This is a genomic window from Pseudomonas sp. lyk4-R2A-10, from assembly GCF_030209075.1.
Classification (GTDB): Bacteria; Pseudomonadota; Gammaproteobacteria; order Pseudomonadales; family Pseudomonadaceae; genus Aquipseudomonas; species Aquipseudomonas glycinae.
Map to the genome: position 1 here is coordinate 20,188 of NZ_JARVSR010000015.1, position 14,682 is coordinate 34,869.

17 protein-coding genes are annotated in these 14,682 nt (G+C 61.3%); 9 read left to right on the forward strand and 8 right to left on the reverse strand.

The window, feature by feature from the left end:
- Positions 1–28: 28 nt before the first annotated feature.
- From QRN46_RS25200 to QRN46_RS25215, 4 genes are read right to left on the reverse strand one after another with little or no spacing between them, the layout of a single operon-like run.
- Entirely contained in the window at positions 29–781 is a 753-nt protein-coding gene (locus tag QRN46_RS25200; RefSeq protein ID WP_041475206.1) for an N-formylglutamate amidohydrolase, read from the reverse strand.
- Positions 765–2,096, reverse strand: coding sequence for a type I glutamate--ammonia ligase (locus tag QRN46_RS25205; protein WP_011333498.1), 1,332 nt, complete (start codon positions 2,094–2,096; stop codon positions 765–767). The genes QRN46_RS25200 and QRN46_RS25205 overlap by 17 nt, the downstream gene beginning before the upstream one ends.
- Positions 2,093–2,737 carry a cysteine hydrolase family protein gene (locus QRN46_RS25210; protein WP_201817545.1) on the reverse strand — a complete coding sequence of 215 codons (645 nt, stop codon included), beginning with the start codon at positions 2,735–2,737 and terminating at the stop codon, positions 2,093–2,095. The genes QRN46_RS25205 and QRN46_RS25210 overlap by 4 nt, the downstream gene beginning before the upstream one ends.
- Before the next feature lie 2 nt (positions 2,738–2,739).
- Positions 2,740–3,594: a MurR/RpiR family transcriptional regulator gene (locus QRN46_RS25215; RefSeq protein ID WP_011333500.1), complete on the reverse strand. Its 855-nt coding sequence runs from the start codon at positions 3,592–3,594 to the stop codon at positions 2,740–2,742.
- Positions 3,595–3,914: 320 nt separating this feature from the next.
- Between QRN46_RS25215 and QRN46_RS25220 the strand changes: the two genes are divergently transcribed.
- Both QRN46_RS25220 and cobF read left to right on the forward strand, forming a co-directional pair.
- The gene (locus QRN46_RS25220) at positions 3,915–4,484 is read left to right on the forward strand and encodes a histidine phosphatase family protein (protein WP_201817544.1); all 570 of its coding nucleotides are present in this window, start codon (positions 3,915–3,917) and stop codon (positions 4,482–4,484) included.
- The gene (gene cobF / locus QRN46_RS25225; RefSeq protein WP_201817543.1) at positions 4,481–5,236 is read left to right on the forward strand and encodes a precorrin-6A synthase (deacetylating); all 756 of its coding nucleotides are present in this window, start codon (positions 4,481–4,483) and stop codon (positions 5,234–5,236) included. The genes QRN46_RS25220 and cobF overlap by 4 nt, the downstream gene beginning before the upstream one ends.
- Here cobF and ftrA read toward each other — a convergent pair.
- A complete protein-coding gene (gene ftrA, locus QRN46_RS25230) occupies positions 5,205–6,194 on the reverse strand; it encodes a transcriptional regulator FtrA (RefSeq protein ID WP_285357971.1) in 990 nt (329 codons plus the stop codon). The genes cobF and ftrA overlap by 32 nt on opposite strands.
- 100 nt (positions 6,195–6,294) lie before the next feature.
- Here ftrA and QRN46_RS25235 point away from each other — a divergent pair, with 100 nt between their 5' ends.
- The 4 genes from QRN46_RS25235 to QRN46_RS25250 all read left to right on the forward strand — a co-directional run bounded on the left by QRN46_RS25235 (position 6,295) and on the right by QRN46_RS25250 (position 9,785).
- A complete protein-coding gene (locus QRN46_RS25235) occupies positions 6,295–6,729 on the forward strand; it encodes a rhodanese-like domain-containing protein (RefSeq protein ID WP_011333504.1) in 435 nt (144 codons plus the stop codon).
- Positions 6,730–6,982: 253 nt separating this feature from the next.
- Positions 6,983–7,762, forward strand: a complete 780-nt coding sequence (gene aotJ, locus QRN46_RS25240) for an L-arginine-binding protein AotJ (RefSeq protein ID WP_011333505.1) — start codon at positions 6,983–6,985, stop codon at positions 7,760–7,762.
- A 127-nt stretch (positions 7,763–7,889) separates the two neighbouring features.
- Positions 7,890–9,002, forward strand: a complete 1,113-nt coding sequence (locus tag QRN46_RS25245) for a succinylglutamate desuccinylase/aspartoacylase family protein (protein WP_285357979.1) — start codon at positions 7,890–7,892, stop codon at positions 9,000–9,002.
- Between the two features lie 66 nt (positions 9,003–9,068).
- Positions 9,069–9,785: an alpha/beta hydrolase gene (locus QRN46_RS25250; protein WP_221615712.1), complete on the forward strand. Its 717-nt coding sequence runs from the start codon at positions 9,069–9,071 to the stop codon at positions 9,783–9,785.
- Positions 9,786–9,788: 3 nt separating this feature from the next.
- Here the strand turns inward: QRN46_RS25250 and QRN46_RS25255 are convergent, their stop codons facing one another.
- Positions 9,789–10,355 (reverse strand): DcrB/PsbP domain-containing protein, encoded by a 567-nt coding sequence (locus QRN46_RS25255; protein WP_011333508.1) that lies wholly within the window; start codon positions 10,353–10,355, stop codon positions 9,789–9,791.
- Positions 10,356–10,550: 195 nt separating this feature from the next.
- Here QRN46_RS25255 and QRN46_RS25260 point away from each other — a divergent pair, with 195 nt between their 5' ends.
- On the forward strand, positions 10,551–10,862 hold the full coding sequence (locus QRN46_RS25260; RefSeq protein WP_011333509.1) for a hypothetical protein: 312 nt from the start codon (positions 10,551–10,553) through the stop codon (positions 10,860–10,862).
- A 55-nt stretch (positions 10,863–10,917) separates the two neighbouring features.
- Here QRN46_RS25260 and QRN46_RS25265 read toward each other — a convergent pair whose 3' ends face one another.
- Entirely contained in the window at positions 10,918–11,706 is a 789-nt protein-coding gene (locus tag QRN46_RS25265; RefSeq protein WP_041475207.1) for a hypothetical protein, read from the reverse strand.
- Positions 11,707–11,852: 146 nt separating this feature from the next.
- Here QRN46_RS25265 and QRN46_RS25270 point away from each other — a divergent pair, with 146 nt between their 5' ends.
- Together QRN46_RS25270 and QRN46_RS25275 are read left to right on the forward strand one after the other, a co-directional pair.
- On the forward strand, positions 11,853–12,392 hold the full coding sequence (locus QRN46_RS25270) for a chalcone isomerase family protein (RefSeq protein ID WP_011333511.1): 540 nt from the start codon (positions 11,853–11,855) through the stop codon (positions 12,390–12,392).
- Positions 12,393–12,519: 127 nt separating this feature from the next.
- On the forward strand, positions 12,520–13,788 hold the full coding sequence (locus tag QRN46_RS25275; RefSeq protein WP_489105274.1) for an Nramp family divalent metal transporter: 1,269 nt from the start codon (positions 12,520–12,522) through the stop codon (positions 13,786–13,788).
- Here QRN46_RS25275 and QRN46_RS25280 read toward each other — a convergent pair.
- Positions 13,785–14,678 (reverse strand): LysR family transcriptional regulator, encoded by an 894-nt coding sequence (locus QRN46_RS25280; RefSeq protein ID WP_221615773.1) that lies wholly within the window; start codon positions 14,676–14,678, stop codon positions 13,785–13,787. The genes QRN46_RS25275 and QRN46_RS25280 overlap by 4 nt on opposite strands.
- Positions 14,679–14,682: the final 4 nt, after the last annotated feature.

The window sequence follows — 14,682 nt, forward strand, 5'->3', positions numbered from 1 at the left end:
ACAGCGTCAGCAGTGGTTACAACAATCCTTACAGCAATGGAGCCAGATAATCCGCCCAGCGAGTCACCGCTTCCGGGCTGCGCAGCAGGTCGTTGCGCACTTCGATCAGCACCGACTCCAGGCCCCGGGCATCGCCGTGAACCGGCACGGTCATGTCGCCCAGCGGGTCTATCTTGTACGGTTGGTTGCCGGCGACTTTCAGCGGATGTCGTTCCAGCCCTTCAAGCATCCGCTGGGCATAGGCCCTGGCCTGACCGAACAGCACGCCCACTTCCAGCTCGCGCGGCTGGCCGTAGTACACCGGGGTGAAACTGTGAATTCCTACCACCCGCACCGGCCGACCTTCGGCCAGACGTGCATCGATCAATTGCTGCAGCCGCGTATGAAACGGCTTGAACAGGCTCTGGCGACGGTATTCGCGGGTGGCCTCGTCAAGCTCACGGTTGCCCGGCACCTGATAGATCTCGCTCTGCGCCGGAATGCTGTCGAGCGCATGTCTAGGGCGGTTGAGGTCGATCAGCAGGCGCGAATAGTTGGCGCTCAACAGCGTGGCGCCCAGTTGCTCCGACAGTTGCTCGGCCAGCGCCAGGGCGCCGATGTCCCAGGCTATGTGTTCGCGCGCCGCCGTGTCATCCAGGCCCAGATTGTTCAGGGCCTCGGGGATGTAGCGGCTGGCGTGTTCGCACACCAGAATCAGCGGGTGCGTCGAATCTTCACGGCTCAGGTTGTAGACCGGTCGGGTGTACAACCCAAGCTCAACGGATTCAGTACAGGCGTGCATAGTGCTCACAAAGGTCAGCGGGCGAGAGCTGTTCCGTCAGCGCCAGTTCCTCGGTTTTAAGGGCGAAAAAAGTCTCGAGCAACGCGCTTGGCAGCGCTTCGACCAGCGCTTCACTGCGACGCAGGCAATCCAGTGCCTGGTCCAGAGAGGCGGGCAGGGCAACGATGCCCCGAGCCTTGCGTTGTTCGTCGTTGAGTGAATCGGGGATTTCATCGGTGATCGCGTTCAGCGCCAGACGTTGCTCGATGCCCAGGCGTCCGGCGATCAGCAGCGCGGCCATTGCCAGATGCGGCGAGGCAGTGGCGTCCATGGCGCGGAATTCCAGGTTGTATTGCTTCGCCACGGGTTTGTTGCCCAGGCTCACGGTCGGGCAGATACGCAGCGCGGCTTCGCGATTCTGTTGTCCGAGGCACGCGTAGGACGCGCTCCAGTGGTGCGGTTGCAAGCGTTCATACGACACCGGCGTCGGTGCAGTGAACGCGCACAGCGCCGGCAAGTAATGCAGCACGCCCGCCGCCCAGTGCTGACCCAGGGTCGACAGACCATTGCTGGTGCCGGCGTCGTAAAGAATCGGCTGACCGGCCAGGTCCAGCAGGCTGACGTGCAAGTGCACGCCGTTGCACACCGCGTCGGCGGCGGTCTTCGGTGCAAAGCTCAAGTCCAGGCCCATCTGCCGGGCGATCTCGCGGGTAATCTCGCGCACGTTGACCGCGCGATCCGCCGCCGCCACGCCAAGGGCCGGACGGCAGGTGATTTCGTATTGATGCTTGCCGTATTCGGGCAGGAACATTTCCGGCTCGACCCCACCGGCGCGCAGCGCACTGAGCAACCAGCCACCGAATTCCGCACCTTGGCGCTGGGCTTCGAGCGAGAAGGCCAGATGTTCGGCAAACCCGGCGTGCAGGTTGAATTCGTGTTCGAACGCGGCGTTGATCTGCAGGCCAAGCTCATCGCGATAGCGCTCGACCTCATTGCGCAGCAGGGTGCGCGGGCAGGCCGCCCATGGTCGGCCATCGGTCTCGCGGATGTCGCCGTGGATGAAATCCAGCGCCGGCGCTGCGGCGTCCGGGCCGTTGCCGACGGTGACGCGGCTGGTCAGATCGGGAATCAGCCGCAGATCGCCATAAGCGCCCCACGGACTGGTCGAAGCGATAATGTCCTGCGGCGTCAGCGCGCTGTTGGCGGGCACCCAGCCGCAACCGGCGGCTTGATAGTGTTCCAGCTCATCGGTGGGAAACGAACGGCCACGGGTAACGCCGATCAGGTCGGTGGTGACGATGGTGGTCATCGGCAACGGTGACAGGCGTTCGCTCATGGCTGCATCTCCTGCAACCGGCCGAGCACGGTGTCGGTGTCAGTGATCCAGCAGTAGCCCTTGATCGCATTCAGACAGGCGTCGTGGCGTGCTTCGGTGTACGTCGCGCAGGCGTCCGCCACCAGGGTGACGAGGTAGCCACGGTCGGCGGCGTCACGCACGGCCATGTCCACGCACTGGTCGGTGACGATTCCGGCGATGATCAGGTGGCGGGTTTGCAGATTGCGCAGCACGTAGTCGATGTTGGTCGAGTTGAAGACCCCGGACGAGGTCTTGGGCAGCACGATTTCGTTTTCCGCCGGCGTCAGCTCGGCAATGACCTGTGCCTGCGGGCTGCCCTTGGGCAGGTGCATGTCCGACAGTTTGTGATCCAGCGAGCGATCGCGGCCGTCGGCGGTCAGGCTTTCGATCAGGGTGTGCAGCACGTTCTGCCGTGCGTCGCGGAAGGCATTGAGCAGGCGAACCTGATTGGGCACCACTTGCGAGCGCGTGCGGTTGAGGAAGTACGCGGCGTCCGGGCCTTCGAGGTGCGGGTCGAACTGTGGCTCGAGCCAGGCGCGCTGCATGTCCACCAGCAACAGGGCGGTGTGGTCGGTGGCAAACGGCAGGTCCCGTGGCGAACGATGGGGAAGGCTGAACATCCTTATTTATCCTCCAGCAAATGGGTGTCGAAGTCGTTGCGCAGGGCATCGATGCCTTCCAGGCGATCGGCCAGGTCCGGGCTGCGCAGGGTCAGGCAGGCAATCAGCGCTTCAACCTGAGCCAGCGCCGGGACCATGGTGTCGAACGGCGAAGCCGACTCCACCGGTGCGCTGATGATCATGTCGGCCAGTTCGCGCAGCGGCGAGGCGTAGATGTCGGTGAACAGCACGACGCGAGCATTGCTGTTCTTCGCCGCGCTCGCCACGCGCAGGGCCTGGGTCTGGTAGCGGCGATAGTCGAACACCAGCACCACGTCCTGGCGTTGCAGGTCGAACAGGCGATCGGGCAGTTGCGCGTTGTCTTCCAGCGCAAAGCAGCCGGGGCGCAGCAGGCGCAAGTGGTTGAGCAGGTAAGTCGCCATCAGGCTGCTGAAGCGCCCGCCGAAGCAGTAGACCTGATGCCGGGTGTCGAGCAGCCAGTCGGCCAGAATTCGTACATCTTCCGGTTGGGTCAGGGCCTGGGTTTCGGCCAGCAGGTTATGGCTATGAGCCAGATAATGGCTCCAGGCATCGTCTTTGTTCTGATGCGAGCGCGGTTGCAACAGAGTGCGCGGCGAGCGCAGGCGATGGTCCATGTCGCTGAGCAGGGCGTCCTGGAATTCGGCGTAACCACCGAAGCCGAGTTTTTTCACCAGCCGCACGATGGTCGGATCGCTGACGCCGGCATGTTCGGCCAGGCGCGCCATCGGGCCAAGCCCGTTGCGTGGATACTGATCGAGCAAGGCGCGAACGACTTTGCGCTCCGACGGCGTCAGGTCAAGGCCGGGGTCGGTGATCAGGTCTCTTAAAGGGGGCATCCGGGCTCCTGCTGGATGGGGTGTTGAATTCGCTTCACAATCCGTTAAAACAGTATTTATGTAACTGACGCTACATGTCTAGCGAATTTTTCGGCGTTTAAACCAAGCCCCAAAATGGGGCGGGATGCCCGTAACGTAAGGGTTACACGGATGTCGATCAGTCTTGTAGTCCATTGCCCATAGCGGTGTCAGATATTGCCGCTTTCACACCCTCAGATCATCCAATCAACTTGCCAGAAGGCTCCCGATTTACGGCACAATTGCCGCTTAACCAGCGATTACGCCGATGACCGTCCTGTCTTCCAGCCGAGTGACTTCCCGTGCAGACCATCCGTTTGACATTGATCTGCCATGCCAGAACAGTCGCACAAAAATTGGCGTGTTTTCCTACGAACGAACCTGTTGAAGAGACGGCGCCGTCCGGCTCGCTGGCTTCGTGTTTCGACAAGACATTCCGTCTGACTTGCGGCCCGGAACTGCGCACTCGCCAGACGGCGGCGTGGTTTGGCCATGAAATACACATTGATCATGCCCTGCGTGATTGCGACTGGGGACGCTGGCAAGGTCAGTCGATCAAGGACTTGCAGCGGAACGAACCCGAGGCATTGCAAGCCTGGCTCGAAGATCCGCACGCCGCACCCCATGGAGGCGAGTCGGTGGTGCAGCTGCGTGAGCGGGCGGCGGCGTGGCTGGTTTCGCTGCAAGCCACGCCGGGGCACGTGGTGGCAGTCACCCATCCGTTCGTGATTCGCGCTGCATTGATGCAGGTTGTGCAGGGCGAGGCGTTTCACAGCCTTGATGTCGAGCCGCTGGCGGCGGTCGATCTGCGGTTTGCCGGGCGCTGGCGGCTACGCTTGTCCGGCATGAGCGTGGAAGGAGCAGAGCAATGAAGCGATTGCTGGTGATCGGCATCGGTGCCGGCAACCCGGACTACATCACGATGCAGGCGGTGAAGGCGCTGAACCAGGTAGACGTGTTTTTCCTGATGGACAAGGGCCAGAGCAAGGACAAGTTGATCGACCTGCGTCGCGAAATCTGCGAACGCTACATTACTGATCGTACCTACCGTTTCGCCGAAGCTCACAGCCCGGAGCGCGAGCGCGGCGATGTGGACTACAGCGCCAGCGTCGATGAACTGAACCGCGCCAAGCAGCAAACCTTCGAACGCCTGATCAATGACGAATTGTCTGACGGGCAGTGCGGCGGTTTTCTGGTGTGGGGCGATCCGGCGTTGTACGACAGCACCATTCGCATCCTGCAGGCGATTCTGGCCTCGGGGCGATGTGCGTTTGAATTCGAAGTCATTCCGGGCATCACCAGCGTTCAGGCCTTGGCGGCACAGCACAAGGTGCCTTTGAACACCATCGGCCGTTCGATTGAAATCACCACCGGCCGACGCCTGACGGCGGGGCAGGTGGGTGATACGGACAGCCTGGTGGTGATGCTCGACGCCGAAGATTCCTACCATCGGGTGGCGGATCGGGAGACCGAGATTTACTGGGGCGCCTACCTCGGCACGCCGGACGAAATCCTCATCCATGGCAAGCTCGGCGACGTTGCCGATGAGATCGAGCGGGTGCGCAAGGCAGCGCGGGTCGAACATGGCTGGATCATGGACACTTATCTGTTGCGCAAGCCTTGACCTCACGACCAAAGCGCTCGCGATATACCGACGGCGGCACCCCGACCACGCTGCGAAACGCCACACGAAAGCTTTCCACCGAGCGATAGCCACAGCGCAGGGCGATCTGCTCGGTGTTCTGCGGCGTGCTTTCCAGCAATTCCCGGGCTCGGGCCAGACGCTCGTGTTGCAACCAGGCCTTGGGTGACTGGCCGCTGGCCTCGCTGAATTTGCGCAGGAAGGTGCGTTCGCTCATCGCCGCTTCGCTGGCCAGATCGCGCACTTCCAGCGGTTCGTGCAGGCGCTCGCGGGCCCACTGCATCACACGCGACAGATCGCTGCGTGGCGTCGGGCTGACCGGCGTCGGAATGAATTGCGCCTGACCGCCGGTACGCTGCGGCGACATCACCAGTCGCCGCGCCACCGAGTTGGCGATCTGGGTGCCGAAGTCCCGCGCTACCAGGTGCAGGCAGGCGTCGAGCCCGGCCGCACTGCCCGCCGAGGTAATCAACTGGCCGGAATCGACGTAAAGCACATCCGGATCGACATCAATGGCCGGGAAGCGCTCGGCCAGTTCTGTGGTGTAGCGCCAGTGGGTGGTGGCGCCGTGCCCGTCGAGCAGGCCGCTGGCGGCCAGCACAAACACGCCCGAGCAGATCGACAGCAAACGGGCGCCGCGTGAATGGGCATCACGCAATGCTTCAAGCAAGGTGTCCGGCACCGGCGCATTTCGGTCGCGCCAGCCGGGAATAATGATGGTGCGCGCCTGCGCCAACAACTCCAGCCCACCGTCGGCGAGCACCTGAATCCCGCCCATGGCGCGCATCGGGCCTTGATCGACGGCGGCGATGCAGTGCTCGTACCACGGGAAATCGAACTCCGGCCGGGCCAGGCCGAAGATCTCCACGGCGATGCCGAACTCGAAGGTGCAGAGGCCATCGTAGGCCAGAATCGCGACCAATCCAGGTGAATCAGGCATTTGGCGGAAAATTCCCGGTGAGTGTCTTGTGCGCCACTGTAGCGGCAAGCGACGGCCCGATAAAGTCTGTTCATCCCCACCGACAAAGGAGTGATTCAACATGCCCAGCCTGGTTCGCGAAATTCCTGCAGCGCCTTCGGCCATTGCCCTGATGCATTTCAGCAACCGTCTGACCTTTGAAACCGATTGTTCCGACGTCTTCAGCAGCCAGCAGGCTGGTGAGATCGATTTTGTGCTGGTCGATGTGCGCGGGCCGCTGGCCTTCGAGCGTGGTCATGTGCCGGGAGCGATCAATATTCCGGGGCGTCTGTTGACGGCAGAAGGGCTGGCGAACTACCCGAAAAACACACTGTTCGTGGTTTATTGCGCCGGTCCCCACTGCAATGGCGCCAACAAGGCCGCGGTGAAGCTGGCGGCGTTGGGTTATCCGGTCAAAGAGATGATCGGCGGGGTGACCGGTTGGCTGGATGAAGGCTTTCAGTTGAGCGTTACGGCACCGCGAGTCGCCACTGCCCCGATCGCTTGCGATTGTTGATAGCCAGAGAGTTGCCGCTTCGGCGGCACTTTTGTCGGCTTTGTCCTACAACCCGCGCACTGCTCTGACGCACACTTTTCCCAGGTGATGGCACTCGCCGATTTTCTGTAAGTATTTGTCGCTTAAAAACAATTTGCCCCGTGCGCGCCGCCATAGACTGCCGGCCACTTCGGTTTTTTTGCGCTGTACAGCCCAAGGCCGAACCTGACAATCGAAAGCTGCCAATAAAAGCCTCCGCACACGGGAGTAATAAATGAAAAAGCTGGTTATGTTCGGTGCCCTGGCACTGTCGATGTTGTCCCTGACCGCCGTGGCCGAAGACGCCAAGCCGATCCGTATCGGTATCGAAGCCGGTTACCCGCCATTCTCGATGAAAACCCCTGACGGCAAACTGGCCGGTTTCGACGTGGACATCGGCGATGCGCTGTGTGAGCAGATGAAAGTCAAATGCACCTGGGTCGAGCAGGAATTCGACGGCCTGATCCCGGCGCTGAAAGTGAAGAAGATCGACGCGATCCTGTCCTCGATGACCATCACTGACGACCGCAAGAAAAACGTCGATTTCACCATCAAGTACTACCACACCCCGGCGCGCTTCGTGATGAAGGCAGGCTCCGGCGTGAAAGACCCGCTGACCGAGCTCAAAGGCAAGAAAGTCGGCGTGCTGCGCGCCAGTACCCACGACCGCTACGCCACCGAAGTACTGGTGCCGGCCGGCATCGAGCTGGTGCGTTACGGCTCGCAGCAGGAGGCCAACCTGGACATGGTCTCCGGTCGTATCGACGCGATGCTGGCCGACTCGGTCAACCTGAGCGACGGCTTCCTGAAAACCGACGCCGGCAAAGGCTTCGAATTCGTCGGCCCGACCTACGAAGACGCCAAGTACTTCGGCGGTGGCGCCGGTATCGCCGTGCGTAAAGGCGATACCGAGCTGGCGGAAAAATTCAATACCGCCATCAACGAAATCCGCGCCAACGGCAAGTACAAGCAAGTGCAGGACAAGTACTTCGACTTTGACGTATACGGCCATTAATACGCCGTAGAAAAAAGTGGCCCCGTTGATGCGGTGGCCACTTTTTTTTCGCCCGTGATTTATCCTGTCAGCACATTTTCAATGCGGTCACTGGGTAGCAGCGACCACAGAATTTCCGGAGTTCCCCATGCAACGCATCGACCATCTTCTGCCCTGGAGCCACCTGGGCAGCGAACGTTCTCTGAGCGTGTTCCGTTACGGCGCCGGCCCGCGCAAGGTCTACATCCAGGCCAGCCTGCACGCCGATGAACTGCCGGGCATGCGCACCGCGTGGGAACTGAAAAAACGCCTGGCTGGGCTGGAAAGCAACGGTCAGTTGCAAGGCGTGATCGAACTGGTGCCGGTGGCCAACCCGATCGGCCTCGATCAGCATCTGCAAGGCAGTCACATGGGCCGTTTCGAACTGGGCAGCGGCAAGAACTTCAACCGCTCCTTCGTCGAACTCAGTGCGCCGGTGGCCGAGCGCATCGGGAGTCAGTTGGGCGGTGATGCCCAAGCCAACATCGCGCTGATCCGCCAGGCCATGGGCCAGGTACTCGATGAACTGCCAGCCCCGGCCTCGCAACTGGAAGCACTGCACCGTCTGTTGCTGCGCCACGCCTGTGAGGCCGACATCACCCTCGATCTGCATTGCGACTTCGACGCCGCAATTCATATTTACGCACTGCCGCAGCACTGGCCACAGTGGCAATCCCTCGCTGCACGCCTGAAGGCTGGCGTGGCGCTGTTGTGTGAAGACTCCGGCGGCAGTTCGTTCGATGAATCCTGCTCCTCGCCGTGGTTGCGCCTGGCCCGGGCCTTCCCGAACGCGGCGATTCCACCGGCCAACCTCGCCACCACCCTGGAGCTGGGCAGCATGGGCGACACCCGCGTCGATCAGGCTCAGGCCAACTGCGAGGCGATCCTGGGCTTTCTCGCCGAACAGGGCTTCATCAGCGGTGAATGGCCAACAGCGCCGGAAGAATGCTGCGAAGGCATGCCGTTCGAAGGCACCGAATACCTGTTCGCCCCGCATCATGGCGTGGTGAGTTTCCTGCGTGATGCCGGTGAGTGGGTCGAGCGCGGTGAAGCGCTGTTCGAAGTGGTCGATCCGCTGAACGAACGCGTGACCACCGTGCGCGCGGGCACCAGCGGCGTGTTGTTCGCCATCGATCGCGGACGCTACACCCAGCCGGGCATCTGGCAGGCGAAGGTGGCGGGGCGTGAGCCGATTCGAGTCGGGAAACTGATCAACGACTGACACCCTATCCTCCGGATCACAGTGTTAGGCTCTCCCCCGAACCCTGCACTGTGTGAAGGAAGGCTTATGTTGAAGGTGTTTGCGCTGTTGACGCTGCTGGCGTCCACTGCCGTTCAGGCTCAGACCTCGCTGCAAAACGATCTGCCACTCAACTACCTGGCTCAGGTGCACCCGGACGCCGAACAGCGTCCGCTGGTGATTTTCCTGCATGGCTATGGCAGCAACGAAGCAGACTTGATCGGTATGAAATTTCAGCTGCCCAAGCAGTACAACTACCTGTCGGTGCAGGCACCGATGGCATTGGGCGAAGGACGTTATCAGTGGTTTCGCAAGAAAGGTGAAGGTGCCTACAACGGCGAGACTGATGATCTGAAGGCCAGCAGCCAGAAACTGCGGGCCTTTATCGCCGCAGCGGCGCAGAAATATCACGCGCAACCGGAGAAGGTGTACCTGATCGGTTTCAGTCAGGGCGCGATGATGACTTACGAGGTCGGGTTGCGGCAGCCTGCGGCGGTGGGGGGCATTGCGGCGTTGAGCGGGCGGGTATTGCCGGTGCTCAAGAGCGAGCTGAAGTCAGAGCAACAGCATCCGCCGCTGGACATCTTCATCGGCCACGGCACGGCGGATGACCGGGTGCCTTACAGCGGTGGCACCGAAGCCGATGCGTTGTTGCAGAAGCTGTCGTACAAACCGCAATTTCATGCCTATCCCGGCGTCGGCCACAGCATCAGCACGGCCGAGCTTCGGGATTTGAACGACTGGTTGCAGCAACTCAACCCGTAAAGATCATTTTTCCTTGAGGATGGTTTTCACCAGCGCTTCGTGACCGCTCTTGTCGCTGGCCCGGGAAATCACCTGGACCAGCGCCATGCGCGTGCCGGATCCGGCCAGCAACGTGGTATTGAGAGTCTGACCGCCGCCCTGGGTGGCGGTGCTGTCGACCTGGCGCAGGCCCAGGCCATTGCCTTTCTGGGTCAGGCTCTTTTCACTGAGCTTGTTGAAGTCCGGCAGGGCCTTGCGTTGGGCGTCGATGAAATCGGAGACGGTGCCGTCGAGAAACGCACTGTCGTTGTCCTTGACGTTGTTGCCTTCGGGAATCTGATTTTCGGCGGTGATGACGACCGTCTTGGTGGCATCGTTGCTGTACATCATGCCCTTGGCGCCAGTCGGACCGGCCGGCAGCGGGTCGCCGACAAAGCCCTTGGGCAGGACGAAACTGAATTTGCCATCGAGCATCGAGACTTTCTCGGTGACAGCCTTCTCTTTGGCCTTGGCTGCCTGAGCATTGATGGCGCCGAAACCGGCCACCGCCGCCAACAAGAGGACGACGGCTTTCTTGCTAAGCAATGACATTCGAATCTCCGAGGGATGGTCGCGCTTGGGCGGCGATCATCCCATGGTGGCGTTGGTGGACTCCAGTGCGGAATGTCAGGCCGGGCAGGAACCGCTCGTCGGAACTGTCATTTCTGTCAGGTGCCAACGCTTCCCTCGATTTTGAACAATGAATCGATGCTTATCGGTTGGCGGTAGGTACGGGGGGGAATTGCCATGTCAGGTTCAAAATTCGTCATCAACAAAATTGAAGAAGTGGGTTATCACACCTTTATCCACGGGATTGCGCCCACCTCTGAACCTACACAAATAGAGGCGTACTACCTCAGCGGATCCGGCACATGGGAATCGCTGGGGAGCTATTTGAACTACGAAACTCAGAATTTCAATATGCAGGCCACCAATACCCCTTCAGGTGGTGGAACGTTCCCGGTGGTCGTTTGCCAGGAAAGCGATGGGCTTCCACCCAACCCATCGAGTTCTGATTATTACCTTTTTGAATTCACCGATTTTGGAAAGCGGAAATAGAGCTTCTATCCGAATGTCGCGACCCTGAAATTACTTAAGGTGCCGTTCAGGTAAATCAGCGTGAAGTCGCTGCCGTGCGCTGCGCATTCTTCGTCGAACTCATCACCAGTCGTTTTGTAAAAATCAGCATCCCCATCGAAACCCCTACAGCCATCGCAAACCCCCACCACCCAAATCCCGGCAGCGCAATCGCCAGCACCAGACAAAACGCCGAAAACGAATACATCCCCGTCGCCGTCGCCCGCAACAACGCGGCGGTAAACGCCGGGCCACGGGTCTGTTGGGAAAACACCGCCATCACGCTGCCGAGCACCGGGAATACCGCGAGCAATCCGCTCCAGCGCTCGCCCACCGTGCTGGCCAGCATCGTCACCACCAGCGTCAACGCGGCCCCGGCGATCATCCGCCAGACCAGTTTGTCTGACTTTGGCCCCGGGCCGCTGACCAGCGGTTGCACTTTGGGAAACAGGTACGGTGCGGTAAGAAGGGCAGTTGCAGCGGCGGCAATCGAGAAGGGCAGAGAGGCCGGTATCACCGACAGAATCAGCGCCAGCACGCCCCAGACTGATAAGGAAACCAGCAACGCCAACGGCCAGTTCGCCCGCTGCGCCACCTGCGCATAAGTGATGCAAAACGCGATCATCGCAAACATGGCCGACAACGCCGCCACCGCCGATTGCGCGGCAAACGCCGGGCCCTGCTCAATGGCGAGGAAAAACAGAATCGGCCCGACCACCACCGGCAACCCCGACAGCCATCCGGCGACACTCGGGCCCCAACGCTTGCCCGCGAGGGAAATCAGCAGCAGGAAACCGGGAATCAGCAGCAGTTTAAGGATCAGCACGCAGGTGTCTCCATCGGGGGCAGTGGGCCACGTTAGCATTGTCATTGGCGGATTGCTGCATATGTATGCAAAACATGTATACAAAATAACGGGCGTGATAGCGGACTATGCTGTGAGTGTCAGGGTTTACCGGAGTCGATACCGCGATGAGCGATACACCGAAGTGGTTGCGTGGATGCTGCGGGATCGGCTTGTGGGCCTTGCTGCTGACACCTACCTGGGCCAGCTGGCAGGACGCAGTCCCCGGCGCACAGATCATCGGCACCGGCGATTTCAGTGTGTTCGGCTTCGACGTCTACAACGCCCGGTTGTGGAGCGCGGCGCGACCGCTAGCCGACGGCCAACCCTTTGCCCTTGAGCTGATCTACCGACGCTCCATTTCCCGCGACGATCTGGTAAAGGCCAGCGTCGACGAGATCAAGCGTCTGGCCGGTTCCTCCCTCAGCCCGGTGAAATTGGCCGTGTGGCAAACCCAGATGCAGCAATCATTTGTCGACGTGCAGGCCGGTACGCGGATCACCGGAGTGTATTTGCCGGGCCAAGGCGCGCGGTTCTTTGTCGGGCAGCAGTTGCAGCATGAAATTAATGATCCGCAGTTTGCCCGGGCATTTTTTGACATCTGGCTTGACCCGCGCACGCGCAGTCCCGAGCTGCGCCAGCAATTGCTGGGCGACGCCAAACCTTGAGTCCATCACATCGGCGCTTGGGCACGCCGACTGAAACGTCTAAGCTGCGCCTTTCGACTTGTTTCTGGATGTGTTCGTGAAATTCAGTTTGCCCAAAATCGCCACTGCGCCGTTCTGCCCGCCGGAAGTGGCCGGCAGTGTCCCGGTCGATCCCAACGCCTCGTTCTTCAAACGCGTGCTGCGCTTTGCCGGCCCCGGTTTGCTGGTGTCGATCGGCTACATGGATCCGGGCAACTGGGCCACTGCCATCGAGGCCGGTTCGCGCTTCGGTTACAGCCTGTTGTTCGTGGTATTGCTGGCGAGCCTGGCGGGCATGGTTGTGCAATGCCTGTGCTCGCGGCTGGGCATCGCCACCGGGCGCGATCTGGCGCAGCTGTCCCGCGAACGCTACAGCACCCCGACGGCGCGGCTGCAATGGGTGCTGGCGGAAATCTCGATCATCGCCACCGACCTTGCGGAAGTGCTCGGCTGCGCGCTGGCGTTTCACCTGTTACTGGGTTGTTCGCTGACGTTCGGCATCGCCCTGACCGCATTCGATACGTTGCTGGTGCTGGCCCTGCAAAACCGCGGTTTCCGCCGGCTGGAGGCGATCATGCTGGTGCTGGTGGGCACCATCGGCGCGTGCTTCTTTGTCGAGTTGCTGCTGATCAAACCGTACTGGCCGGATGTCGCTCAAGGCTTCACACCGTCGCTGTCGGCGATCAGCGATGCTGCGCCGTTGTACCTGGCTATCGGCATCCTCGGTGCCACGGTGATGCCACACAACCTGTACCTGCACACCTCGATCGTGCAGACGCGGCTGATCGGCAAGGATCTGGCCAGCAAGCAGGATGCGGTGAAACTGGCGCGCATCGACACCATCGGTTCGCTGGCGCTGGCGTTGCTGGTCAACGCGGCGATCCTGATACTCGCGGCGGCCGCTTTTCATCAGTCCGGGCACACCGACGTGGTCGACATCCAGGACGCCTATCACTTGCTCGATCCACTGGTGGGCGGCGCGCTGGCCAGTGTGCTGTTCGGCGTGGCGCTGCTGGCGTCGGGGCAGAGCTCAACCTTCACCGGCACCATCGCCGGGCAAGTGATCATGGAAGGCTATCTGAACCTGCGGATTCCCTGCTGGCAACGACGCCTGATCACCCGTGGGCTGGCGCTTATTCCGGCATTCATCGGCGTGTGGCTGATGGGCGACGGCGCGGTGGGCAAGTTGCTGGTGTTGAGCCAGGTGGTGCTGAGCCTGCAATTGCCGTTTGCGCTGTATCCGCTGATTCGCATGACCAACGACAAACAGCTGATGGGACCGTTTGTGAATCGCTGGCCGACGCGGGTGCTGGCGTGGGGATTGTTTGTGCTGATCAGCGGGGCGAATGCCTGGTTGATTCTGCAGCTGGCGGCCTAGCGGCCAAACGCTTCGACCACAAAATCAATGAACACTCGGGTCTTGGCCGGCAGCAAGGTTCGGCTCGGGTAGTACAACGATATTGCGCCGGCATCGCATTGCCAGTCGGGCAACAGCTGCACCAGTTCACCGCGTTCGATCTGCGCGCTGACATCGGGCAGCACCAGCATCGTCACGCCCAAGCCCAGCAGCGCGGCCTTGCGCATGGCCATCGGGTCATTCAGCACGATGCTCGGGTTGAGCAGGGCGCTGGCCTGTTCGCCGGTTTCGTTGTGCATCTGCCATTGGCGCAGGCGCCCGGTGCGCAGGCCGCGCATGACGATGCCCTGGTGATCGGCGAGATCAGCCGGATGTCGCGGCAGGGTACGGCCCGCCAGATACGCCGGCGACGCCACCGCCAGCACTTCGGCGGACGACAATGGCCGGGCGACTACGCCGGGTGTCAGCTCGAATCCGCCGCCAATCGCTACGTCGTAACCCTCGGCGATCAAGTCCACCTGACGATTTTCGAAGTGCCATTCCGGGCGAATCAACGGATAGCGCGCCAGAAACTCCGGCAATAGCGGCAGCATGTGATCGATGCCGAACGTCGGCGGCAGGCTGATCTTGAGCACGCCCGCCGGCTCTCCGCGCTCGGTCGCCACCGTAGCAATCGCGGCCTGCAAGGCATCGAGGTTGCCGCCGATGCTCGCCAGAAAACTCTCACCAACCTCGGTCAGCGACAGCTTGCGGGTCGAGCGCTGAAACAGCCGCACGCCGAGGTTGCGTTCAAGAATTGCCACGTTGCGACTGACCGCCGCCGGGGTCAGCGCCAGCAACCGTGCGGCGGCGGAGAAGCTGCCGGTCTCGGCGCTGCGGACGAAAGATTCCAGATTGGCGAGGGTTTCCATGGAT